Source organism: Gimesia algae, from assembly GCF_007746795.1.
Classification (GTDB): Bacteria; Planctomycetota; Planctomycetia; order Planctomycetales; family Planctomycetaceae; genus Gimesia; species Gimesia algae.
Genome location: NZ_CP036343.1, coordinates 2,039,975 through 2,065,241 on the forward strand (window position 1 = coordinate 2,039,975; position 25,267 = coordinate 2,065,241).

Here is a 25,267-nt window from a genome sequence, read left to right on the forward strand (position 1 = left end):
ACAGCATCTATTATCAAGGTGAAGAGCGACAACGAGCTGGTTCTCTGATTGCTGTTGGGCTCCCAGACGACTACTTGAGGCCAGAATCACCGTCATAAATTGCATCGGTATAAAGACACTCGCGGTATCAGAATGCGGGATAGTCCCATTTCATATTCGCCAAAATTGTCCCATGTCTGATGTGCCTGATCTTTTCGACTTTTGAACAAATCCGCAAAAGCCGTGAGCAACTTAAGTAATTGAACGTGGAGACTTACGATCATATTTTAATTGAAAACCCACCTTCCCGCCGCCGCCATAGATCAGGAGCTGTCTGTTCTTGACTGGCTCGGCTCGGATTAAGCAAACACTCCTATTTGGATTCCGTTAACGCGGCTTCGCTTCTGGTGCGATAGAGAAACGCATCTGAGGTGAGCAGTGATACGAGCAATGCATTCATACTGCCGCCGTTGTCTTTGTAAGCACGATGCGCTGCCTGAAGCACGGGGGCATCATTGAGGGTTTCATTGCGTCCGATCCAGAAACGAAAAGCGTGGCGGACGAAGACCTGCTCGGATCGCTCGCTTTCCGCAAGTTTTTCGATCAACTCGATTGCGTTGGCGACAGGACCATCGAGTGTGGGGTCGCCAGAATCGATGATCTCGCCATTTGTTTCGACCGGCTTGTCGAGCTCCGTCTCTCGATACAGGCCAGCATGGTTAAACATCTCAAACGGCAGTCCCAGTGGATCCATTTTCTTGTGACAGGTCCAGCAATAGGTTTGTCTGGTGACCCGCATGCGTTCACGCAGGGTATTTTGTGGCTCATCCGGCAGCATGGCATCCACGGTGATGGGCACATCAGGAATGCCGCCACCCAGCAATCTCTCGTGAATCCAGCGGCCGCGACGGATAGCGTGATTATCCATGGCATCGGAATGAGAAACGAGCCAACTCGGATGGGTCAGGATCCCCAGGCGTTGACCTTCAGGCACACTGGCTAGAATACGTTCCGGTTCCATCGACCCGTTTCCAAAGCTGCGTCGACTGACACGCGCAAAGATCTCCGATCCAGACAAATCCGCCGGGGTGACACTCTGATTCACTTTCTGTTGTTTTTTCCTGCCAGGCTTGGGTGGCTTCGTTTCGGGGTTAACCCCCTCTTTGCTGGCAACTTCCTGAGCAGCTTTTCTGGCCGCAGCAATGGATGCGACTTCTTCTGCTCTGGAACGTCGTTTGCCAAAATAGATCTTATCTGCCTTGGTGGCCACAACTCTTTCCGTGGTCAGTAGTTGCTTCAACACATCCTTGTCTTCTTTCAGAATCAATTCGATCAGTCGATCCGTACTCGCCGTCGCATCGAACATGGCACGATAATGTGCCTGCCCCCGATTGCTCACACCCGTTTTCGCCAAAGCCCTGGCATCTTTACAGATGTAACCACCCAGGTCATAGTCAAAGTAATCACGAAAGAAACGCACGATACGAGGCTTCCTGATGCTGTTGTCTGCCAGCATACGCGTTATTTCACGTTTGACATCGGCCCTGGTCCGCATCCGCCCTTCGACAATCGCCTGCCGTAATTCTTCGTCCGGCTTGATGTAGCGCAGCGCATGATTGACTGCCAGTCCCAGTTCCCAGTCCTGAAGCATGACACGTCCATGCCGATCTGGATTCCCGGTCGCGGCGAGTTCCGGTCTGAAAAGCGCATCGCGATCGAGAAAGAGAGACGATAAACCAAGGACTGCGCCGTCTTCCTTACCGAGTTTCGCGATGGACTGCTTCACGATCACCGTGTACTCGTCTAACTCTTTTTTGTTCGGAGGACGGAAGGTCAGCATTTCGAATAGATAAGCGACCGCAGCCTGCAAACTCTCATCGGTAACGACCTCTTTTTGCATGAGGTCATATACCGGTGTCATGGGACGCGCGATCTTCGTGCTGTAAACAATACTTGTGGGCAAGCCGCGAAGATCGCCTTTCATCTTGTCCGCGATCGAGCGGGGATTATCTGTGATCTGATAAGGTTTGGCGATGCTCAAGGGGCCATACGCCATGTAGCGAATCAGGTCCTCAGCTACCCCCATAATCTGTGTGGCTTCCGCACTATTGACAGAGTAAAAGTCGGGATAGTTTTCCAATCCATGGGTGCGCGCTGACGACAGAACAGCGGGGACACTCTTGACTGCCGTCGCGTAAGCCACGGTCCCGCCTTGCCATTTGATGATGCGATCTGTACCAAAGTAGAGCTTGAGTTCACCGCCATGGTTTGTGGGAACGACATCACCATGGGTTCGCAGACCAGGCTTCGCAGGATCGTACTCCGGCTCTTTATTGATCAATTCATTCAGGCGCGTGATGTGTTCCTGAGGCGTCAGTCGCCAGATGCGTGCCGGTGATGAGGTTGGTTTGAGTTTGATATCATCAGGCAGTTGACCAAACAGCAGTTGATGGTCGACATAGTTGCCTTTATTCGGGTCAAGGTGATCATGAAATCCACCCTTATCACTCATTTCACGTGTCAGTTCAGCGACAATCCAGTCTGAGAACTGCAGCCGCTCTACCACTTTCGGCTGAGTCATATCCTTAGGCGGCATCTCTTTCAGGGTGACCTGTGCCCACACACTTCTCCAAGTGGCGGCATTGACTTCATCTACGGGCCCCAGATCCTCAAGCGAGAGGTCCCCTTCCGGTTCTGTCTTACCATGACAGTCGATGCAGTGTGTGGCCAAAAATGATTTTGCAAAGGTCTCAAAGTCTTTGGAAACTTTTTGTCCCGGCGTATATGTCTCACCGTTTGCCACGGGGAGCAAACTGCACAACAGCACGAGAATCAAAACAGTTCTGAACCCGGTCATACCAGCAGTTCCTGGATGGGGCCTGAACCGGCATCGAACTTTCTGGCCAGTTTGTCATTCATATTAAAGTGATCACACGAAACACCCGCGGCGTGCAGAAGCGTTGCATAGAGTGAGTTGATGGGGCGTTTCCCATCCAGTTGCGTAAAGCACCCCGTCTTGAATGTACCATCGAAATTCCCCAGCAGCATGACCGGCCAGTTGGCACCGCTGGTGTGCTGCTTGTCGGCATTGTTACTGGTATACACAATCAACGTATGATCCATCATCGTGCCACTCCCTTCAGGAACACGTTCCAACGCTTCCATGATCCGCACCAGCATACGGCTGTTGTATTGGCGGATCTTAATCCAGATGGGATTGCCAGGTTGAGCCATATGCCCCAGGTTGTGCCCCTGTTGCTCGACGCCAAGTCCCTTCCACGCGCCAAAGATTTCACCGCGCCCCGAACCAATGGTCAGTGTATTCGTAATACCCGAGGTGAGTGACGAGATCCCCAAATCCAGCAAAACATCATGCCAGTCTGTCTCAAACTCGGGCTGTGTGTAGCGCGCGTCCACCTTGGGAGCGAATTGACGCAAGTGATCAGCAACGGTGTCAAGGCGATCGCGCAGGCCGTTAACTTCCTTGAAGCCCGCAACGAATTGACCGTAACGTTGCTGGTCTGTAATCGGCAGCGATTGGCCTTTTGAAGCAGCTAGCTTTTCAATCTGATTGAACACATTGGTTCGTGCTTCGTGCTGGCGTCGAATCTCTCCTGTGGAGATGCCACCATACAGCATCTGATAGAGATGATTCGGATTGGAATGCATAAAGATCGGCTGACCTGCACCGCTGGCGGAAAGAGTGGCGATCGTGGGCTTCGTCGTCATATTCTCAATCGAGTCCATGCCGATACACAGATGCGGCAGAAGTGTTTGCGGCAGGACCTTGCTCAGTTCATAATCGATGGTCGCTGCGCTGGGCGGCACTCCGTCACTGCCGCGATAGCCGCCGAGCGCGCCAAAGAAAGCACTGTGCGATGGGCTGGTGTGGATGCCATGCAGACCATTAATGATATGCAGCCGTTCTTTGTAAGGTTCCAGTGGACTGATTGGCTCAGGGAGTTTGACTTTTGCCAGTGAGCCACTGCGTTTCATCCCCTCTGGAATGCAGGTCGCCGGATCGAAGCCCTGGTTCTGCATAAAGAAGATGATCCGCTTAGGAGTGTCATGACTGGCGGGCATTGCCAGGAGACGTTCGGGAAGAAAGGAGAGGCCAAATGCAGTACCTACACCAGCCGCCATACCTTGAATCATTTTTCTGCGATTAAGCATGATCAATCTTTCAACAAACGAGACAGTGAATTATCTGCGCTCTGAGTATATTGCGGGAGTTATTCATATTTTCAACAATCACGTTGAGCTTCAACACACTCCGTCGCAGATAATAAGGGAACAGTGGCAGGCAACTTTAGAACAGAGGCAGGATTTTTAAGCTAGTGGAGTGTCTTTTTTAAAATTTGGGTTGATAGATATCACGAGAGTGCGACAACGGAGCACGTAAACAACACCCCCAACCCTCAATTTGTAGCTTGACAAAGCACTAGAGCGCATCACATTTAAACATAACGTCTCTCAATCTATGATACGCAATCTAAATGACCCTGGAGACGTTACAGTAAAACTGGACACGGTTTAGTGTCTGGCACTATAGGTAATGTCTGGAGACTCAATTGAGCGTTTGCGGTATCAACTTTATTTTACCTTATTCCAGAGTCGACGCAACCTACATCCCAGACGATATCTGCCTCCATCCACGAAACATAGCCCCTGTCTGACAGATCTGGTTTCGCGCCTGATCTGTACATTTTTGAACAACACCTGAGAAACTGCGAATCACATAACCAACTGACATATTAAGTTTTACGACGACAGCAAATATCTTGACATCTGCCTTCCCGCACCCACTTTCAAGCTGCTGATCCATCGGGGCAAGCAGCCGGCTTCCTTTCCTGCGCGGAATCTTTTTTAACCTCACCTGCCCTTGTCCTCCTCCTGAAAAACGGCGCTCACTCACTGAACAGATTCGACTTGACTCCCACCTGCTCCCAACCAGAATAAGCGCCTAACTGAGTCGCGCGCGTGCCCAGTTTACAGTGCACTAAAACACGAGCCACTTGTTCCAGGTCATCACTAATAATAAGCCTGTTTTTTCCAGATTTACACTGCCTGAAACAGCACCAGTTCGCCATGTATGCCTGCGGGTCGCCACACTTCGCAGAACTTCGTCCCGGAACCGCTTCAGTACCGCCTCATATCGGGTCCCCATCAACACCGATCGCCACATTTTATTGTTCATCCCCCTTGACCTCCCCATGCCCTTCCCGAAAATAAGCCACCATGCAACGGAACACAGACAGCAGATCGCTCCCCCAACAATGTTAAAAAGACTCAAGGTCATTTCACGCACCCGGGTGACAGAGTTGGCTTGCCCAACGGTGATGGTAGTCACAGCTTCCTTACAAGTTTCTCAACGAATTATAAAGATCGGCTCCAATCCCCGCAGATGAAAATCCCTCACCACGAGAGCGCATCACATTTAACGATCCCGTCTCTCAATCTATTATACTCAGTCCGAATGGCTCTGGAGACGCGATCGTAAAACGGAACACAGTTTAGTCTGCGATCCGATTTTATGATTATCGATAAATGATTTTCAGATAATCAGAAGCGTCCAATGGAATAGCAAACTTGACGGCTCCATCCTGTGCAGATTGAAAGTCAATATTTCCCTGATGTACGGTTTTGATTCGCGCGACTGGTCGATCAACGTGAACGGTGAATTCCACACGGTTAAGTGAATCCAGCGTATAATTCGCAAGTGGAATCACAATGCCTTTCTCCGATTTCAAAACGACGGCATCCACCAGAGGCACACTGCACGTCAGCGGTTTATTGATACCGACTTCCCGTACCGGCCGGAGAATGAATTTCCTGACCTCCGCGGAAAACTCCCAGGGATTATAAGACCGTTCAAGCCTGGATCTAATCACCTGGGGCGCGACTACTTTCCCAGCCAAATCCAACGCCGGGGTTGGGTTTTCGTCCTGCTCCCCGGGCGTGACCTCTTCACTCTGCTGCAATGCCCGGCGAGCATCGACTGCCTGTTTGATATAAGACAGTCCTGGCAGAAATCCCATCGAATAGACCTTGCCTTTACCCACTGCTCCAATCACAACGCCCGCATCGCTTTCGATCTTACGCTCAGGCCTGGGCGTTTGTTTTTGAGAAACGGAAAGCACTTCCATCTCCGTTTGACCGGCTTTGACGATAGATACAGGTCGTAAAATATGCACATATGAACCAGAATTCAGAAATACCTGATGCTCTGTTACCGCTTCCCGCATGACAGGTAAATGGTCGTTGAATTCTGTAAGGGGACGATTAAATTCATCCCGCATGGCCGCCCCCGCTGTGAGTACCAAGACGCCTCCCCCCTTCACCCACTCTGTCAATTTTTCCGCCGCTGCCCGTGTGAGGTTCGGCCCGGATGCATAGCAGACTTTGTAATCTGAAAGCAGTCCTCGCTCAAGTTGTGCTTCACCGATAAAATCCACGGGAACCTGTTCGTGAGCCAGTGCCATCCACGTGTGCATACGGTTGAAGCCGTAAGCATGATTCCGCTTGACTGTCCAGGCATCAGACGACGATGAATACAAAATGGCAACTTCCGCCGGATCGGCGGCCGCATCGATCAGCAGGTCTTCCGCACCACCAATCTCATAAGTCACTTCTGCATTAGCCCGCCAGGTTTCGGGGTGGTTGTACCAGGTATGACTCTTCCACGCAGGTCCGCCTTCATGGCTGCCCCAACTGACCCCATAAGAAAAGTTCTTCCAGATCCGGATTCCGCGTGCCGTCTCGCTCGCTGCTTTTGTTTTAATATCCCAGGGCTTTCGTCCCGCATGTGCAACCAGATAATGCCCCAGAGTCTGCCCGTGCTCGCGCGATGCCGCACGCATCAGATCCACATTGTAAGCACCACATTGATAGCTCGATGCACCGTTCGCCCAATCCTCACTCCAGATCGCATTCTGGTTTTCGACATCAAGAAGTTCAAAGTAATCGACTCCCTGAGAGTAGAAATTCGCGGCGTAGGTAGCACCGTCACTGAAATTCACCAGCGTTGGCAATTCTCTGCCGTAAGATGATTCTAATATCTCACGTTGGGCAGCCATGAAGTCTCCCAGCGCCCGGGTGCGAAATCGCTGTGTGAAATAATGCAAGGCAGGAAACTGATCACGGTCGCTTTCTAAAACCGGTTTCACGGCATCCCAGTTCTCAACCAGTAAATCAGCAGGAGTTTTATCGAGTTTTTTTAGCCAGACGCGGAATGCCTGGTGATACGCCGGATCTGCCACCATAAAACTGGCAGGCTGCCCCGTGGGCTCATCGGTCAGCATACAGTATACAATGTCTTCAGTTTTCTTTCCCGATTCGAAAAACTCATGCGCATGGACTGCTGCTCTGGTACGCATTGCTTCCAGATCTGGTTGGCAGAACGATTTATTCTTGCTCAACCAGATTCCACCGTGTAGATAATGCTTGTCTCGATTGGAAAACCCAAAGTAATCGAGCGTTTTCCACTCGCGATCGATGATCGATTGATCGACTTCAGTGCCATAACCGCCGACTGTCGCACTGACAAAAAAAGGAATTTTGTCTGGTTTTTTTCCTGTTTGAGGCCAGTCATACGCGTCCGCTATTTTTCCTGTCGCCTCCGCAAACTCCTTGTCTCGTTTCATTCGAGACAGATTCTCAGCCGTCAGCAAATTTGGTGGCATCACCACCACCAGGCCATTCGGCTGACTGTCGACCTCCATCGTTCTGACAATCGCCGCATCCTCTGGCGCAGTCGCAAATTCGAATTTTGCCTGGAGTCGATCTGCCCGATCCGCATAGGTATAACGCGCAGTAATATTCAGAATCGCACCGCTGTCCTGATACAACATCGGCGTAATATTGCACCACGGGGTTGTCTCACCACTTGCCAGTAACTGGTCTTGTTCCGGCCGCAAGCCTGGTTTCGCTCCTGCCCGCGAAAGATGCCAGTGTCCGTACCAGGGAGAACGATAGTGATCCGCAAAGATATGAACCTGGAGAGGTTTTTCATAAATATCCGCCAGTCTTACCCGCAACCAGGTTTGTGGTCCATAAGGGGAAAAATCGGGCTTGGCTGCCTTATCCGTTGTGATCAGAAAACAATCGACATTTCGTACATAGCCTGAACAGTTTTTCGATTCATATTTACTCAATGTCAGAGTGTGCTCTCCGGCTGCAAGAGGGGTATCAAGCTGATCCCAGACATAAGCCCAGTTTTTAACGCCTGGCCTTGTTTCCAGATCAAAGACTTTCCGGGCGATCATTTTTTCATTCGAAGAAACTGCGACTTCAAATGGGCCGCGCCGCGTACTGCTGTAGTTGTGACGCACCCAGATCCGATAGTCTCCCGCTTCTGGAACAGTGAACCTGGCTGTCGCTAATCCGCGCGTCTCTCCGCTCGAACCATTCAGCGCCTTGACCCCCGAAGCCCCCCGCGCTGTAACATTGACTTTCCAGCCATCGGAAGAAATCGTAAATGCTTCTGCTTCTAAAAATGTGGGCTCTGCGCAAAACACGCTTTCTGAGTTGACAGCGAATCCCACAACCAGGGCCAATATTCTGACTAACTGTTTATTTTTCATAACTTCCGATGATACTGGATTAGATTTGTCTCTGTATCGAATTCAAACATTCCTGACGGACTCGGCCGTTGAACGATTCAATATCTGCAATATTCGGACGGTATTCCCAGCCGACTGAAATCCAGAGTAACCTTGTTGAAGTAAGTCCACCAGTCCAAACTCTTCGTTACGGCTTTCACGCTGACCGATTCTGGATTTCGTGAAACCAAAGAAACTCACTAGATGAGATCTGCTGCAAGGAAGATCACCGCAGGTTGATCAAGTCGTACGCGCGTTTGATTCTGACAAGGCCAAAACCAACAGCCCTTCACTGCAAAAGTGCTCCGCCCCGCATCATGGTGTAACATGCTACTATTTCATTGCATTCGCACAGCAGAAACCGCTACACTAACATAAATACTCATCCATGTGTCACTGCCTCAATCGATAGATTAGTTTCCTCCAACCCAGGAGCACTCCATGATTCGCTTGCTAGTGTTCGCGATCGCATTTGCGCTGACTGCTTCGGTGCATGCTGAAGAAATATCTGAATACGACGTCAGCCTGTTCTCTTTTGACGACCACAGCATCCCGTGGAAATCGAACCTCAAGCTGACGATGACACCGCCAGAGAAGCACCCGGACAATCCACTGATCCCGATCGGTGAAAAGGGAGCATGCGATGAAGGCGGCGTTCAATTCTACGGTTCGATGCTTGAGCACGATGGGAAATATAAACTCTGGTACGTCGCTCTGGACGATACCGTTTTCAAGCGGGCGTACAAAGGCCTGCGCGTCGCCTACGCGGAGAGCGACGATGGCATTCACTGGACTAAACCCAATCTCGGACTGGTCGAATATCGAGGCAACACCAACAACAATCTGGTCGCCGTTGATCCTCCAGAAGCCTGCACCATTCATATGATCGTACTTCACGAAGCGGACGAGCCCGATCCCACGCGCCGCTTCAAGATGATGATGAATGTGCAGACCCGACTGGCCGCGCGCAAGAAAAACGTCGCCACATCGGTTGCTTTCTACAGCGCAGACGGACTGCGCTGGCGGGCTGCCACGAAGATGGAGTTCCAGAACGGCCAGATTAAAGATGAGTACCGCACCTTGCCGCCTGTGCATTTCGAGCAGGGCGGGCTGTTTCGCTGGAAGGGCATGTATCACCTCACCGGCCAACAGATTACTCCCTGGGTGTACCAGGCCGATGGCAAAGTGTCGGGGAGAGTGATGACAACATACCGCTCGCCGGATTTGATTCACTGGCAGGAGGCGCCCGCTTTCGGTTTCATGCGCGGCACCGCCATCGGCATTCCCGGCAAACCCGCTGAAGATGAGGAAGCACACTTACCCTCGTCGGTCTGGCATCGCAATAATGTACTGCTGGGCGTCTACGGGATCTGGCGGGGGGCTCCCGAGTGGAAAGATCGCATCATCGATCTTGGCCTCAATATCAGCAACAATGGCATTCACTTCCGCGAACCGATCCGCGACTACGTGCTCATCAAAGCCGGTCAAGCTGGCGAGTGGGACGTGGGCGGGCTGCTTCAGGGACAGGGCTTCGCCCATGTCGGCGACGAGACCTATATCTACTACGGGGCCTGGGATTTGACAGTGGCCCCGAAATTCCCACCACGTGGCGGCGTGGGAGTGGTGAAGATGCGACGCGATGGCTTCGGTTATCTGTCGCGCATCGACGAAAGTGCCGCCGCGGTTTTTGACACCACGACAATTCATCCACAGCAGAACGGTGTCCGCCTGATTGCCAATATAGACCAGGCGAATGTCGGAACCCCGCCGCTCGTCGAACTGATCGATGACCGGGGCAAACCGCTCGCCAACTATTCCGGCAAGAACGCTGCGAAACTCAACCGGAACGGCACACGTCAAGATATCGTCTGGCCCGCTACCAACGGCACCGAGATTGCCGTCACCGAACCGTTCTCAATTCGCGTGACGCTCGCTAACGACAGCGGCGCTCACATCTACGCGCTCTACGTCGATCAAAACTGAGTTGGATGATCTCTGTTTTTCCGTATCATCACCACTACGCAAGTTGACATCAATCTTCAAAAGGCCGAAATTGGAACGACCTATGGATTCCTGTTATCTCATCCGAATTTCGGCAATCATAATGATCGATCGGTTTTGAAGACACTTTCATCCCATCGAACTGGTCTTCGGCTGTGATCTATTGGCGCGCCCTATGCACCTGCAGCACGATGGTTTATAAAAGTAACCCCTACACACTGATCGCGTTCGACACCCGGTCAAATTCACTGATTCAGCCTAACCGTATCTCCAACATAATCATTTATCAGGAAAAGAGACAATGGTCGAAAGCAATGAGCAAACCCCCAATACTTTTTTTATCGAAGTGTCTGGATCTGGTCTGCCTGAAGTAGATGGTCTCTTCGTTCCTTCCACGGCACCGCCTGCGAAATCGGAATCGGGAACCATATCCAGCCTCGGCTACTGGAACGGCAAAATGGCGTGGGATCGCGCGGATGGAAAGTCTGCCAGAAGCCCTGCGCTCTCCTATTCCAACAGCTACACATCCTGGAGAATCTGCCGTCTCGATGGTCATCTGGCATACGACATTACCTGTGAAGATGCGCTGCCACCCACCGACAGAGAATGGCACGTCTACAAAAAAGGAGTCGCACCTGCGCCTCAAGTCGTAATCCACCACTACGATCCGCGAGAGCCCTGCCCCGAGCCCAACGTTGTGTTTGTACTGGGCGGCCCCGGTGCTGGAAAAGGCACGATGTGCGAGCTTGCCGAGTCTCAACTGGGCTGGACCCACTTATCCACGGGTGATCTTTGCCGAGCCGCGCGTCAGGTGGGCGGTCCGAACGCCGTCCTCATCGAAGAATTCATCACGGCCGGAAAGCTGGTACCCAATGAAATCATTGTGACACTGCTGAAAGACAAGATGGAAACGGTTATTAGAACAACAGGCAGGAACAACTTCCTGCTGGATGGATTCCCCCGCTCTCTGTCCAATCTGGAAGCGTGGCATGCGATCTTCGGCAAGGAAGCGGAACTGCCAAAACTTTTGTACCTCGAATGTCCGTACCCTGTTCTTGAGCAGCGTATCCTGGGCCGAGCCAAATACTCCGGCAGAAGTGACGACAATGTTGAGAGTATCAAGCTGAGATTCGACACCTTCAAGGCAGAAACGCTGCCTACCGTTGAACACTTCAAGAGCAAAAACAAGTGTGTCGAAATTGACACCAGTCAAGATCGTCAGGCCGTCTATTCTCTCGTCGCCAGCAACCTCGCAGAGTACACCGATCCCAAGTTCGCTGCCAGGCCGCTCACCGAAAGAGCCGAGATGCTTCTCGGTTTAAGAGCTTATCCCAAACAGGAAAAATAATAAGGCGGTGCTGATCCCGAGTGCGTTTTCCAATTGTGTGACATGCCATAAAGGCTGCATACACATCCGGATTCAGTCATGATTGCGGATGTCTGATTTGTCATTTTTCCTCAGTCAAGATAGAAAAGAACTGCTATACAAGGAACTTTACTGGATTCATTGCAGTGTGTCGTTTACGATAATGTTATCAGGCGATGGCGTTTCAGGGCTGCTAACCTGACGAGTCGCCAAGGCCTCATTCCCCTGACGGCATTGTCTTTACGCAATTACTAGGGCACATCACATTTAACCATCGCGTCTCTCAATTTATTATACTTGATCCGATTGGCCCTGGAGACACTACAGTAAAACTGGACACAGTCTAATCACAGGTTTGAAAAGCGAGCTCTCCCATGCGGTTCCTGTTTGTTCTGCTCTCCGTATCATTACTGATCGTCACGGATGCCCTCGCGGGAGATCCGATTCAACTGCCAGTGACCAAAGACAACTCGATCGTCATGGTGGATGGCGAGTGGTCGCTGAACGCCGGTCAACAGGGGCGAATTCGCATCAAAGGCAACCAGCATATTGTCGCGATGGCGTTTGACACGTCTGCCATCGCAGGAAAACGAGTGAAAAGCGCAACGCTGGTTTGTGTGCCGGGGAAACAGGATATTTCTGGTGTTACCATTTCCACAATTGCCACACCGTGGAATGAACAACACTCAAACGGCCTGACTGCAGGAATTGACGGCATTGAAGACTGGGGGTACAAGGGAGCTCGGTTTCCAGCGGTATGTGGCGGCAACGGATTTACGCTGGTACACAATACGAACACAAAAATGCGTGATGGCAATTATCATTGGGATGTGCCTCCCGATATGATTCATGCGCTGGCGATTGGCGTCGCTCATGGATTGGCCATTCATGAACACAGTGCCGACACCCGACGCAATCCGACGATCTTTGCGCATGAGCAATCGGGAAAGAAACCCTATCTGATAGTTGAACTCGACGATCAGGTTGAAGCCGTTCCAGATGCTGCAACAGAGCTGCGACTGGCTTCGGCAGATGATACCTCTGCGCGGCTGACGTTGAAGTCTCCCCTGCATGATGGGTTTGCTTACGAAGTCACCATTGATGGTAAATCACTTGGCCGACATAATATTCCGCTTGTGAAGAATGGACATAAGCAGACCATTCAACTCCGAGACCTCCCCTCGTCCATCGCCGTGCATCAGCCATATGAAATCAAGGTCGTCACGCTGAATCGTACAGGACAAGTTTCACAACCTGCGAAGTTACGTGGCGTGATTCTGAAATCCGTTTCGATCGATAAACCAAATGTGGCCTTTTCACCAGCGCAATCGTCGCCAGTTCCTGGTCTAAGTGTGATTCCAGTTACGGACAAGTATGACTCTTCCGGAAAGTCTGTCGGCGAACTGCCGGAAGATTACCGGACAGATAACGCAATCTTCGACGGTCAGCGAGTTCGGCTGACAGCCGCTGCGGGCGAAGTAGTCGGATTTCAGTTGCTGCTGCGAGTTGACAAGAACGAAGAAGTGTCCGTCAAAATCCAACTGGACGAACCTGAACCACGGATCGATCTGCATCAAGCCGTCTACGTTCCGTCAAACGGTCGCTTGATTCCCGATCCACTGCTGCCGATGCCTGATTCCATTTTGCTGAAACCCGATACGGATCATTCCGTGATTGCCGATATCTATCTTCCCTTCGATGCATCCCCAGGCCTTCGTCAAGGGAAGATCACAATTTCTGACGGACGCGTGGTGCCGCTGATAATCAAAGTTCTTCCCTTCGCATTACCTCGTCAAGCGTCGTTCTCCTGTGAGATGAATGGCTATGGATTGCCGGATCATGTCAACGAATACTATGCCCTGCAACAAATCGCATACGACCATCGAGTCCACGCCAATATTCTGCATTACTCGCATAGAACTGCTGCCCCGGGATCAAGGAAAAGTAATCTTGATATGCGTCTTCGTTCCGGCAGACGGATGGACAACAGACGGTACGATAGTATTCAGCCGGGTTCAAAGACCGGTTTCTGGGACGATTTTATTGAAGCCTTTGGTCCGTACATTGATGGCTCATTATTCAAAGAGGGTCATCGTGGACCGATTGCGGCACCAGGCTTCTATCTGACGTTTCACGAAAGCTGGCCGTTGAATTGTCGATCCTACTTCAATGGCAATCCAGACGCATATCATTCGTTTGCTGAGCAGCCGGAGTATCGTCGTACGTTTGTTAATATCCTGCAGGATTTTGCTCGACTTGCAGAATCCAAAAGCTGGAAGCAAACCGGTTTTCAGGTGTACTTCAACAATAAGGGATCTCTCAATGAGAAGACCAAGGCTCCGTGGATTTTGGATGAACCAGCAAGCTATTGGGATTACCGGGCGTTGCAGTTCTATGGAGAGCTGACTGACCGAGGACGTGATGTAGCACCAGGAGTTCAGATTGATTATCGCATCGACATTTCGCGCCCTGAATACTGCCGGGGTCAGTTAAGTCGACGCGATGATCTGTGGGTTGTGTCGGCGACGGCGTTCCAGCATTATCGTCGTCTGGTAAGCGACCGCATGCAGTCTGATGGTCTGAAGACGTGGGTTTACGGGACATCGAACCATGTCCACGAAACGAATCGCAACGTACAAGCTTGGGCGCTGGATGCCTGGCAGGCCGGAGCGACTGGCATTGTTCCCTGGCAGACGGTCAACAAATCGGGAAGTGCCTTGACTGAAGCGGATCAACTGGGATTGTTCATTTTCGATAAAAACACTTCTGACGAAACTGTCATTCGACATTCGATGCGATTGAAAGCTTATCGAGATGTGCAGCAGTTGATCGAGTATCTCAATTTGCTTCAGCAACAAAAACGTTGGTCACAGAATCAAATGCGACGCTTCGTCAATCAATATGTAGATCTGGATGCGGAGGTCAACAAAACCAATGAAGCGGACGCAGGCACGGCGGCGTATGGTCGGCTGTCCGCTTCGGGCCTTGAGACTCTCAGGATAGCAGTATCAAAGCTGTTGGCAGCGCAGTAGTACTCAAAGTCATCGACTCCGTTGCCACGCCGGTTCTGTATGCTGGTCTCCGTGTAGCCTGCAACCTGACTCACTTCGACGACGGCTTCTTGCGCGATCGCCGTTATGTCAACATGGACCGTGACAGGAAGTTCTGCGAGTCGTTTCGCATGAACGGCAAGTGGTATTTTCTGCCCGCCAGGTTAACTGAAACAGTTAGCGCCCGTAGTATTAGAAAACTCCGCTAATGAATCTAGAGCGCATCACATTTAACCATCGCGTCTCTCAATCAATTATACTTAATCCAAATGGCCCTGGAGACGCTTCAATAAAACTGGATACAGTCGAATCACCAGGAATCAATGCTTGATACACTTCTAACGCCTGATATTATATACAGCAATCGGAAACCATATTCAGACTCTATCTGTGTCAGGAAGCCTCTGAGGCATCCTGTCCGAGCAACCACTGTTCCTTTCGCATGTTTTTGTTACCCGTCAGCTTCATTGATGAGCAAATCCATGCAGGTGACTAACAGTGGTTTCATAATTTATTTAGTAAGGTGAACACGCCCGCGAGTTGTGCGAATCCTAAAAACAAATGACTGTATCTTTCATACCGTACTACCAGGCGACGAAAGTTGAACAACCAACTGATGGTGCGTTCGACTTTCCAGCGACGTCGATATCGCCGCAAAGCACGCCCGTCTTGCGTCGCTGGTTTGACACGGTTCTTGCGATGCGGACAGATCAGCTCTATCTGCCGTTTCGCCAACCGTGTGCGCAGGGGGTCGCAATCGGCCACACGATCATAAATCAGGCGATCGGGGTCGCGTGGCAAAACGCGCTGGTCCAGCAGGGACTCAATCAGCTTCACCTCTGCCGGCGAGGCACTGGTACGATCCAGAGCGAGAGGGAGCCCGTTTCCGTCGACCAGCAGCATAAGCTTGGTTCCCTTTCCCCGTTTTGTCTTGCCGACATCGGCGCCTTTTTTTTTGCGGGGCAGAATGTGCCTTCCCCGAATGCTTCTGACCAGACCACCAGCTTTCGGCGGTCGAAGTGTTCGAGCAATCGCTGCCACGCTTCGAGGAAAACACCCTCTTCGGTCCATTCCTTGAAACGACGCCAGCAGGTGCTGGGAGATGGTAAAAATGTTGGTAAATCTTTCCATCGGGCACCGGTCCTTAATACCCAAAGGATTCCTTCGAGGCACTCGCGGGCAGCCACTCTGGGCCGCCCTCCGGCTGCGTTTGCCGGTGGTTCTGGAAACAGATCTTTGATCAGAAGCCATTGCTCGTCCGAGAGTTGTGGTTTTGGTTCCGTCCTGGACCCGGTAATGTTGCGACCTGTGGCAGGTCGGGACACGCGGGTCATGGTCATAATGAGACCTCCTTTGTGAGGTACTCCTACAAATACTATACCAAACTGTTTACGTAATCTTCGGGTTTGAAACTACCTCTAATAAAATCACTTTATCATTAGTCTGACTGGAAGGTGGGCTTGAGGCAATATTTCTTGGCAGACGCTGTTTTCTGATAGTGGACAATATCAGAAGATTCAGGATGGATTCTGAAGACTTCAACCGGAACGACTAACTGAGTTTGAGAGATTCAATTGAGTCTAAAAAACAGAACGAGATTTATTGAAATTGTTTCCAAATCCAGTCAATCAAGGTTTAAGTCTATTTCTATTTGTTGATTAATAATTTGTGTCTTTCTGAGGAGAAAAACATGTATCAAGGATGGTATGCAGGCATCAATAAATTGACTTCGCAAACTCAATCAGTCCAATTTAAAGTGCCGATTTTATTCATTTTCGGATTCGTTGCCGTCATGTTCACTCCGCTTTCAAAAAGTTGGGGCCAGCCGTGGAAGAACGGTCTTCGTCCGAATCAGATCAGTCCTGAAAAAAAAGAGACTTCTAATAGAACTTCGTCGGTGGGTACTATTGGAAGTTCTGCCCCCACTCTTCCACGGGAAGTCAAATATATTAATTACTCTCGGGCCGAGGTTCCCAGCGAAAATGCTGTCTCCATAAAGTCAATTAATGATCTTCCGCCAGAGAAAAGAAAGCAGTTTGATCAGGCTTACGAAAACTGGCAATCGGCCCTGAAATATGAGCGTGAGTTGGAGCATAAAATTCTGGATGAGAATCAACTTCTTGGAACAGCCGTCAAGAAACTCAATGGTGGATTGTCGACGAGAGAATCTCAGCTCAAACAAGAGATAAGGAAGTTGCCCTCCGACTGGAACACAATTCTTCAGCCAAAGAATCCCCCAGAGAGACAGCGATGGGTGGTTGCGTTCCATCGAGCCAATCTGAGCAAGGTGTACCAGGAATTAGCAGAAGATGAGTTATTTCGACCGTTGCTTGCCTGTTGGGCCAAATCCGTATTCACGGATGATCATCTGAAATCATTTGTCTTTGAAGAAGACCTCAAAGGTTCGATTCTTGAGAATCAAAAAAACGATTCAACTCTAACAAACGAAGAATATTTAAACGCACTATTGGCAATGTATGAACGGCATAGCAATCGCTATGCAGAAGAGTTGCGTTCTGCTCAAAAAGACTTACAGGTCCCAGACGAGCTACCGAAGTTGCTGACGGATTTAAGCCGCATCAATGCGCGGCATCTGATTTGTTCCACTTACAAACGGCTGAGTGTTCAACCACCTGAGCTGGTTACTGCCAAACAGAACAGGGAACAGGCCTCTCAAAAACTAACACAAATCTGGCCTCAGTGGCATCTCTATCACAAAGAAAGATCAGAGCGATTATTAGTAGAACTTGATAAAAAAAATCAGCGAATAGCAAGACAAAAACTAGAGAGGAAGAATCAATCTGCCCTCCAGAGCACTTCCTCCAATCGATTCATCTGGCTTTTAGGTGTCAATTTAGTGGTCCTGTTATTTGTCTGTATTTACCTGGTGTTTTTCAAAAAAAGAAAATCGAAATCAGATATTGGAAACTAGATCCTCTAACAATATTCAATTTTTATCATGACCAGACAGCTCCCCTCCACAATAAGGAAAACCTATGACAGACCTCAACGATGAAGAGAATCCGAATTTGTCAGGAGAGTCCCCTGAAAAAAATGAGTCGACCCCCAATGAAAATTCTTCCAGGCGAGAGTTCATTCGGTCTGTCGGCACGTTTTTGTTCACAGTGACAATTGTTGATATTGCTGATCCGAAAATCACACTCGCTGATACTTGTGGGGGAGGTACCAGCCCCATCGATGAAACATGTACATCAGGTACGGCAGGAGTCGGGCATGATCCAGACGGTAATTGCGGCGTAACTCCTGCAGGTGAGGGACAACTGACTGATCAAGACAATGCATGCGGCCCGCTTAGTCCTCCATTGACTCAGGCGGATGTTGATGAAAACTGCGGAATTCAAGGAACAACGGATCCATCCCATGATAAAGACGAAAGTTGTTCAGCTGGGAGTGTGATAGAAGCAGATCAAGCATGCGGGGATTGTGATGACAACCATGACTCTGACGAACATTGCAGTTCGCCCCTGGGCCCCTCAAATATCGATCCTGATGAACTTTGCGGGCACGCACATGTAGTTGGTGGTGATACGGATGATAACTGCAACGCAATAAATCAAGATCGATCCTCAACTTCATGACGAGATTACTGCTCTTCGAAATGATTGCTTTCCTGAGAATTCACAAGCAAGATCGTATTTCAAACAGTTGCCTCATTTTAGATTTTTAGCGTATGAAGACGGAATCCTGGTTGGACATATGGGGATAGATCATCGCATGATATCAGTAGGAAAATCAGTGTTCTCTATCTTTGGAGTGATCGATTTATGTATTTCCAGCGGTTACAGGAGAAGAGGAATTGCTTCAGAGATACTGGATCAACTTTCGGCATTGGCGAAAGCGAAAGGAATCGATTTTCTGTTCCTCGTTGCCGATGATCATCGCCTGTATGAAAAAAATGGATTTCGATTAATTTCGACCGACCTTACCTGGCTCAAAATTGATGAGCACAAGAATTATGGAGTCGAAACTGAACGAATCGAAAAAGAATTAATGATAAAACAAACAGGAAAAAAGGTTTGGCCAGATGAACCAGTTGACTTGCTTGGTTACCTCTTCTAGTGCGCATCACATTTAACCTTCGCGTCTCTCATCCGATGATACTCGGTTCAAATGGCCCTGAAGACGATACAATAAAACCAGACACAGTCCAGGACCGGTCAGTGGTGAACCAGTTCCGATTGTAAACTGCCCGAGGCACTCGTGATATTTTTGTTCGCGAAACTGGTTGAACGCAGGCGACTGCTTTGGCATGCTGGAAATTGAGGGTTGTGGGTGTTGTTTCCATGCTTCGTTGTCGCACTCTTGTAATGTCCATCCACTCATTATTTAAAACAGCACTCCACCGGCAAACCAAAACGAGCATTATAGCAGCACTTCAATCAAACGTTGATGACACAACGAACCGCAGGGTCTCATTCATGCGAACTTGACCCCCACGCTGGAATCCATCCTGCAAGTGACCAGACGGAATATTTCAACTTTTCTATTGCTATTTTATTAGCACTATGCTAAATTTTTAGCATACATGAGTTCGATATTGAAAATGGAGCATCAACATGGTTTCACCCGGAAGACTCAGTCGTCGCGAACGGCAAATCATGGATATTATTTATCGAATCGGGCGAGGCACTGTGCAAGAAGTGCTGGTAAGCCTCGACAATCCTCCCAGTTATTCATCCATCAGGGCGACAATGCGGTTGCTGGAAGAAAAAGGGCACCTCAAACACATCAGCGATGGCCCCAGGTATGTTTATTTACCTACTCGGACACGAAACAAGGCCCGCAAGTCAGCGTTGCGGCACATGCTGGATACGTTTTTCAATAACTCAATCGAAACGACGGTTGCTACGTTACTGGATATGAAGTCGAAGGAGCTGACGGACGAGGAGCTCGACCGCATTCAGATCTTGATTGATGAAGCTCGTAAACACGAATGATGTCATGAGAAGAATCCCTGGACGGACTTAGTATAATAACATAAGGCTATAATTCGTTTTTTAACTGTTGAATCGGAGCGAGACATGTCAACCATTCTTTCCGAATTGAATTCTGACGGACTTCTGGGGGCGCGCCTCGTCGATGTTCTCATCCGTATCACAGCTGTGTTAGCTGTTGGTTACTGCCTTGGCATTTGCCTGTATCGACAGTCAGCTGCGTTTCTGCATGGGTTGTGGGTAACTACGTTACTGGCTGTGGCTTGTGTTCCTGTCGCCTCCATCGTGTTACCAGGTTGGGGACCGACTGCCCCCCTGCTCAGCCGCGTCGAGTCTAAGCCGGTTAAAACTACATCTGCCACACCTGATTCGACCATACAGAATGTGGCCTCGACCGATACCGTATCTCTCGTACCAGAAGATCTACCAACCGAAAAAATACACTATCGACAAGAACCGCTCACAACAACATCTGCCCCCATGGCTGGAATGAGTGAATCAATGGAAACAACCGATCGTGTCGGGGCGGTTGATCCGTTTCCAACAACAAAGTTTGCACACGAAGAGAGTCGAGCATGGGGAGTCGCGGCCTGGTTGTTAGCTCTGTGGTTCTTGGGATCTGTGCTGATTCTTGCACAGATTTTGTTCGGTTTGATCCGCTTATCGCGAATTCTCAAGAGATCTATACAGCTTTCTGATCAACAGTGGTGCGGGCTGGCTGCAGATGTTAAGTCGAAACTTGGATTTCGACGAAATATAGCGATTCAAGAAGCAACCAACGAAATTGGCCCTTTGACAGGTGGGCTGATCAATCCGTTCGTGATACTGCCATCCGGCTGTGATATCTGGTCGACCGAGTTAAAACAAGTAGTTCTACTTCACGAAATGGCCCATGTAAAACGCCGAGATGTTCTTTCATTATGGTGGTCGCGGCTGGTCGGAGCGACCTTATGGTTTCATCCATTGGTTTGGCTTGTCATACGCCAGTTGCAAATCGAACGAGAACGGGCATGTGATGATTTGGTTCTGGCCGCCGGAATTCTACCGCTGACTTATTCTCAACACCTGGTAGATATCGCATCCACTTACCGAAGCCCTGAGGGGATTACTGCAACCGCGATGACCATGGCTGGCAAAAGTCAGCTTGCAGATCGTGTTCGGTGTGTGTTAGATGACAAGCGAAATCGACGCAGCATGACAACCAGTGCCGCTGTGATCGTCGTGCTCCTGGCGGTTGGAATTACGACGACGGTAGCCACTGCGGGCCGGGTCATCGAGCGAGATGCTGGAGGAAATCTCGTCAGGAATCTGGAGACTTCCGAGGGAGGATCGATGACATCTGAGGCTAAAGGGAAACCGGTCTCACAACGTGTAGCACAGCAGGAAGCCACTACGCGTGTTGCCGAATTACTGCAATCTGACAATGACACGCTACCGGCGAAAACCAGGGAATTGAAGCCAGCGAAACCAGAAGTTTCAGAACCGAATGAAGTGTTGGATCAGCCTGGCACCTATCTGGCTCAAGCTCAGGTATGTTCAATCTCAATTTACGTTTCAAAAGATGGGCTATTGTCGTACTACGTAAAAGGACCGGCTGGCACGTTTTATCTCGCACCAACGAACTCCTGGTCTGATAATATTCCCTGGATCGAGCCGAACATTCAGCGTAAGAGGCCACGTATTCTCTCTGAATCGATCAAGCAACTTGCCGCCGATAAAACATGGTTTGCGTGCTGGGACCAGAGTAATCGTCTCTGGTGGTATCACGAGGAGACGGGTGTGTTACGGATGACCGTCATGGGATCCATTCTTGCGCTGGAACGCCGTGATGGGTTGTTGCGCGATGATTGGGAGTCGGCTCCCGATGCATTTCTGAAGCGGCTGCCGGAAATGCTTCGTACAGTCGCTGACGATCATTCTGACAAGCAGGATTCTGATACCGTTCTCACTGAGCTTAACGGAACATGGCAACGGTTCATACCAGGTGAACGGGCCGTGCGTGAAAACATGCAAATCGAGGGAAATCGTGAGACGATCACGCGCACATGGCTGGACGGAACCCAGCGACTGCTCATGGTTTCGAGGATCGAGCGGACTGTGGAAGGTGATGTTCCGATCTACAATCGCACCGTACTGGAATTCCGGCAGAACGGTAGTACTTTTGACCAAATCCCGGAACAACAAGCTTTCGTCTACAAACTGTGGGAAGGTTTGTTTTACGAGATTCCCGGTCTGTTGCAGGGCCGCAAATCGATTCGCAAGGACACTGCGGTAATCCCCTGGCATAAGGCAGCGGGCTGATGCAGACACTGGCACAGGCTGTGAGAAACTACACACTCGACAAAAACACCTCAAGGACATATCCATGAATCGCCCGCGAACAAATCTAGCCGTTGTTTTGGCACTTCTCGTTGCGTTGCCTTCGTTTGCACAAGATGCAAAAGTGAATGAACCGTGGATTCCTGACGATCCGGACCTTCGTAACGACCTGGCGACAATGCAAGGGCGATGGGAGAGGGTCACTCGTGATGAGAATGGCAAAGTCGTTTATCGCCAGGAAAAATTGATTAAGGACGATCTGGAAATTCTGACAAATATGAGTGTCGATGGAAAGTATATAAGCACCTACCGGCAAACAAAGTTTCACTTGGAAAAACATGGACCAGTGCGAGTGTTTTATTGCGGTGAAGCGACGATGTTAAGTGGAAAATGGCAAGGACGTACGTTCCCAATGGATTTTGCATTCCTCTATCGAATTGATGATGAAGTGTTTCTAGACGCTCCCGGTATGTTCGAGTCGCGCCGCACGTATCAACGCGATCCGTCGATTTATATCTGGAAGCGAATCAAAGACCGCAGCAAGACCCACAGCGTCAGCGTGGATAAGCAGGATGATGGCTCTGTCCGAATGGGGCTGACAATTTCCGATGACGATGCAGCCGGCGAGACCGCAGAGAAGCTTGTGGCAATTCTCGTCGGTGCCGATGGAAAGGCGCTTTCGCAACCGCTGAAAATGAATCCAGCTGGTCAACTCGAAGCCATCATCAAACCGACGTCCACGGGCCGGCACAGCTACTACATCCGCACGGAATCTGGCGACCTGGTCATTGGTGGTGAGGCTGAAATCGATTGACGATGCGTGCAGAGAGTCAGCGGCGTTTTTCCGAACTCTCTGTGCAGATGCGCTGCTGTCTTGCAAGAACTCAGGACAGACTCTGTCACTGCCTGTTGACTTAGCAACTTCCTGTTCGTTACCATTTGTCTACGCGGCGAAGTGGTCTCTAGAGCACATCTCAATAAACCATAGCGTCTCTCATTCTTATCTACTCGGTCCAAATGGTCCTGGAGACGCTTCAGTAAAACTGGACACAGGCTAGCGTGACGTGTCAGGCTCCGCATTCATACTTAACGAAACCAGTTTTTCTATGAAACCTCCACTCTTCGAGATTCTCGCCTACGAACCTACCGAGCTCGGTATCCTGTGTTTGCGGCGACGCGAGCTGCTGTGCGAGCCTGGAACGATCGTCACGGAAGTCACGCTCGATCACGAATTCCTGATGAGCAGTTACCTGACGGCTTCCGAGAAGGCACTATCGGAAATCGCGCTGCAAATGCACTCAGGATCCCGCCTGCGCGTGCTGGTCGGAGGTCTCGGCCTGGGTTATACCGCTGGGACAGCGCTGGAATCGGATCGAGTTTCACAATGCGAGGTTGTCGAGTTTCTTCCACAGGTGATCAACTGGATGGAGCAAGGGCTGGTCCCACTGTCAGACAAACTGAATGCAGACAACCGGCTCAAAGTGACTCAGGGTGACATCTACCAGCGTCTCGCCAGTCCGCCGGAACAGAAACATGACCTGATCCTCATCGACGTGGATCATTCACCGGATGAGAACCTGGGTGAAGCCAACGGTCAATTCTACACGACCGATGGGTTGCAGCATGCGAAACGCCATCTTGCAGAAGACGGACTGCTTGGCGTCTGGTCGTACGCTGAGAGTTCACCGTTTGTCGATGCACTGCAAAAGGTATTCCGCGAAGTTCGTATCGAACCCATAACCGTTTTCAACAATCTGATCAACGTACAACAGACCGACTGGCTGTTTTTTGCTCGTGACTGAGTCTGCTTCAGTCAACTCTGAATCAACTGTTTCTATATACGCAGGGGCGAGGTGCCTCGCACTGAACCGAACTTCTTTCAGGATTACTTGATGTGCCTTTGGTGGAAATTGAAATTTCGAAAAACGATTCGATTTTGCCCGACGAGATCGTTGCTTTTCTTCGCGAAGCTGATTTGAGAGTCAGCCAGTATCTCCAGAAGAGTCCACGCCGCGCCACTGGCTTCGTCCCGAGTGATTTCAAAACGGTCTACCACGCTCTGCAAGCCATCATCGACACAAATCTTGCCACTGGAAATTCGTTCTGTGAATGGGGATGTGGTTTCGGCGTGGTAGCGTCTTTAGCGTCGATGCTTGAGTTTATGTCCTGTGGCATTGAGATTGAGGAAGAGCTGATCGATGCATCGCGAAGTCTGGCAGATGATTTTGGTCTACCCGTGGAATTCGTTCAAGGCAGCTTCATTCCCGCGGGCGCCGAATCCTGTGTCGAGGCAGCCTATGCCGAGAACAACGCCTCGTATTCCTGGCTCATCACAGATGCGGAAGATGGGTACGAAGAACTGGAACTTGGTCCCGAAGATTTTGATATAGTTTTTGCCTATCCCTGGCCCGGCGAGGAGAATCTGATCTCGAGTTTATTCGAGAAATATGCCGCCGAGGGGGCACTGTTGCTGACGTACGACCACCTCGATTCAGTGAGTCTTCAACGGAAGTTGAGTGAACAGCCTTGTGACACGTAAGACATTCGGATTTCAATCAGCAAGACCAGACAACAATCTCAAGCACGGGAGATTGCTTTTCCGTGGAAACGACTTGCGGCTGCTGCGGTTGTACCGAGTTAAATAGTACAATAGCTGCGAGGCAAAAATATGTTGTGCTCTCGTTTGGGAATTATACGATATCGAGCAGACATCACGGCTGACTGGCGATAATGCTGTGGCTGCTTTGTATCGAGCCAAAAAGATTCAAGGCAGATCCAGACAATACATATGGATCACGATCCCAGGTTCATTTCAAATGAGTTGGGCGTGGTGGGCATACTTCAATCTCTTTACTCTGGTTTTCAGTCAGCGGGAAAAACAGACCTCGATAGCGTTCTCGAAGCATTCCTGCTTGGCGTATCAGTTTTTTCTGTACCCAGGGTCCATGCGATGGTTGAATTCGGCTTATTGATACCTGATAATAATGTGTTCCCTTC

15 protein-coding genes and 1 pseudogene are annotated in these 25,267 nt (G+C 50.1%); 10 read left to right on the forward strand and 6 right to left on the reverse strand.

Translation table 11 applies throughout. From position 1 onward, the window contains the following. Window positions 1-352 precede the first annotated feature (352 nt). The 5 genes and pseudogenes from Pan161_RS07450 to Pan161_RS30935 all read right to left on the reverse strand — a co-directional run. Window positions 353-2,836 (reverse strand): DUF1588 domain-containing protein, encoded by a 2,484-nt coding sequence (locus tag Pan161_RS07450; protein WP_145225502.1) that lies wholly within the window; start codon window positions 2,834-2,836, stop codon window positions 353-355. Then, entirely contained in the window at window positions 2,833-4,152 is a 1,320-nt protein-coding gene (locus Pan161_RS07455; RefSeq protein WP_145225504.1) for a DUF1552 domain-containing protein, read from the reverse strand. The genes Pan161_RS07450 and Pan161_RS07455 overlap by 4 nt, the downstream gene beginning before the upstream one ends. An 826-nt stretch (window positions 4,153-4,978) precedes the next feature. Continuing rightward, window positions 4,979-5,176, reverse strand: coding sequence for a hypothetical protein (locus tag Pan161_RS07460; RefSeq protein WP_145225506.1), 198 nt, complete (start codon window positions 5,174-5,176; stop codon window positions 4,979-4,981). A gap of 340 nt (window positions 5,177-5,516) precedes the next feature. Then, a complete protein-coding gene (locus Pan161_RS07465; protein WP_145225508.1) occupies window positions 5,517-8,561 on the reverse strand; it encodes a beta-galactosidase trimerization domain-containing protein in 3,045 nt (1,014 codons plus the stop codon). 40 nt (window positions 8,562-8,601) lie between these two features. Beyond that, window positions 8,602-8,731: pseudogene (locus Pan161_RS30935) on the reverse strand (IS3 family transposase); the annotation flags it as partial. Between the two features lie 289 nt (window positions 8,732-9,020). Here Pan161_RS30935 and Pan161_RS07470 point away from each other — a divergent pair. The 3 genes from Pan161_RS07470 to Pan161_RS07480 all read left to right on the forward strand — a co-directional run bounded on the left by Pan161_RS07470 (window position 9,021) and on the right by Pan161_RS07480 (window position 14,978). Continuing rightward, on the forward strand, window positions 9,021-10,562 hold the full coding sequence (locus tag Pan161_RS07470; RefSeq protein ID WP_145225510.1) for a hypothetical protein: 1,542 nt from the start codon (window positions 9,021-9,023) through the stop codon (window positions 10,560-10,562). 319 nt (window positions 10,563-10,881) lie between these two features. Beyond that, window positions 10,882-11,928 (forward strand): nucleoside monophosphate kinase, encoded by a 1,047-nt coding sequence (locus Pan161_RS07475; RefSeq protein WP_145225512.1) that lies wholly within the window; start codon window positions 10,882-10,884, stop codon window positions 11,926-11,928. A 392-nt stretch (window positions 11,929-12,320) separates the two neighbouring features. Beyond that, entirely contained in the window at window positions 12,321-14,978 is a 2,658-nt protein-coding gene (locus tag Pan161_RS07480; RefSeq protein ID WP_145225514.1) for a hypothetical protein, read from the forward strand. A gap of 522 nt (window positions 14,979-15,500) precedes the next feature. Here the strand turns inward: Pan161_RS07480 and Pan161_RS07485 are convergent. Beyond that, a protein-coding gene (locus tag Pan161_RS07485; protein WP_390620745.1) for an IS5 family transposase occupies window positions 15,501-16,330 on the reverse strand; the annotation gives its coding sequence in 2 pieces (ribosomal slippage) (window positions 15,501-15,940 and window positions 15,940-16,330; 831 coding nt in all). 356 nt (window positions 16,331-16,686) lie between these two features. On the opposite strand from Pan161_RS07485, the gene Pan161_RS07490 reads away from it, so the two are divergent. From Pan161_RS07490 to Pan161_RS07520, 7 genes are all read left to right on the forward strand, one after another. Next, complete coding sequence (locus tag Pan161_RS07490) at window positions 16,687-17,928, forward strand: hypothetical protein (protein ID WP_145225516.1); 1,242 nt, start codon at window positions 16,687-16,689, stop codon at window positions 17,926-17,928. 647 nt (window positions 17,929-18,575) lie between these two features. After that, complete coding sequence (locus Pan161_RS07495) at window positions 18,576-19,076, forward strand: GNAT family N-acetyltransferase (protein WP_261342974.1); 501 nt, start codon at window positions 18,576-18,578, stop codon at window positions 19,074-19,076. A 497-nt stretch (window positions 19,077-19,573) separates the two neighbouring features. Beyond that, window positions 19,574-19,954: a BlaI/MecI/CopY family transcriptional regulator gene (locus tag Pan161_RS07500; RefSeq protein ID WP_145225520.1), complete on the forward strand. Its 381-nt coding sequence runs from the start codon at window positions 19,574-19,576 to the stop codon at window positions 19,952-19,954. 84 nt (window positions 19,955-20,038) lie between these two features. Then, a complete protein-coding gene (locus tag Pan161_RS07505) occupies window positions 20,039-22,252 on the forward strand; it encodes a M56 family metallopeptidase (RefSeq protein WP_145225522.1) in 2,214 nt (737 codons plus the stop codon). A gap of 64 nt (window positions 22,253-22,316) precedes the next feature. Then, window positions 22,317-23,084: a hypothetical protein gene (locus tag Pan161_RS07510; RefSeq protein WP_145225524.1), complete on the forward strand. Its 768-nt coding sequence runs from the start codon at window positions 22,317-22,319 to the stop codon at window positions 23,082-23,084. 292 nt (window positions 23,085-23,376) lie between these two features. Next, window positions 23,377-24,072: a spermidine synthase family protein gene (locus tag Pan161_RS07515; protein ID WP_145225526.1), complete on the forward strand. Its 696-nt coding sequence runs from the start codon at window positions 23,377-23,379 to the stop codon at window positions 24,070-24,072. Window positions 24,073-24,164: 92 nt separating this feature from the next. Further along, the gene (locus tag Pan161_RS07520) at window positions 24,165-24,809 is read left to right on the forward strand and encodes a class I SAM-dependent methyltransferase (RefSeq protein ID WP_145225528.1); all 645 of its coding nucleotides are present in this window, start codon (window positions 24,165-24,167) and stop codon (window positions 24,807-24,809) included. The last annotated feature ends 458 nt before the right edge of the window (window positions 24,810-25,267 follow it).

Excerpts from the sequence above, each read along its gene's own strand:
- Pan161_RS07490 (WP_145225516.1), top strand. The coding sequence starts at position 16,687 with ATGTATCAAGGATGGTATGCAGGCATCAATAAATTGACTTCGCAAACT.
- Pan161_RS07500 (WP_145225520.1), top strand. The coding sequence starts at position 19,574 with ATGGTTTCACCCGGAAGACTCAGTCGTCGCGAACGGCAAATCATGGAT.
- Pan161_RS07465 (WP_145225508.1), bottom strand. The coding sequence starts at position 8,561 with ATGAAAAATAAACAGTTAGTCAGAATATTGGCCCTGGTTGTGGGATTC.
- Pan161_RS07515 (WP_145225526.1), top strand. The coding sequence starts at position 23,377 with ATGAAACCTCCACTCTTCGAGATTCTCGCCTACGAACCTACCGAGCTC.
- Pan161_RS07510 (WP_145225524.1), top strand. The coding sequence starts at position 22,317 with ATGAATCGCCCGCGAACAAATCTAGCCGTTGTTTTGGCACTTCTCGTT.
- Pan161_RS07475 (WP_145225512.1), top strand. The coding sequence starts at position 10,882 with ATGGTCGAAAGCAATGAGCAAACCCCCAATACTTTTTTTATCGAAGTG.
- Pan161_RS07470 (WP_145225510.1), top strand. The coding sequence starts at position 9,021 with ATGATTCGCTTGCTAGTGTTCGCGATCGCATTTGCGCTGACTGCTTCG.
- Pan161_RS07450 (WP_145225502.1), bottom strand. The coding sequence starts at position 2,836 with ATGACCGGGTTCAGAACTGTTTTGATTCTCGTGCTGTTGTGCAGTTTG.
- Pan161_RS07505 (WP_145225522.1), top strand. The coding sequence starts at position 20,039 with ATGTCAACCATTCTTTCCGAATTGAATTCTGACGGACTTCTGGGGGCG.
- Pan161_RS07460 (WP_145225506.1), bottom strand. The coding sequence starts at position 5,176 with ATGAACAATAAAATGTGGCGATCGGTGTTGATGGGGACCCGATATGAG.
- Pan161_RS07480 (WP_145225514.1), top strand. The coding sequence starts at position 12,321 with ATGCGGTTCCTGTTTGTTCTGCTCTCCGTATCATTACTGATCGTCACG.
- Pan161_RS07455 (WP_145225504.1), bottom strand. The coding sequence starts at position 4,152 with ATGCTTAATCGCAGAAAAATGATTCAAGGTATGGCGGCTGGTGTAGGT.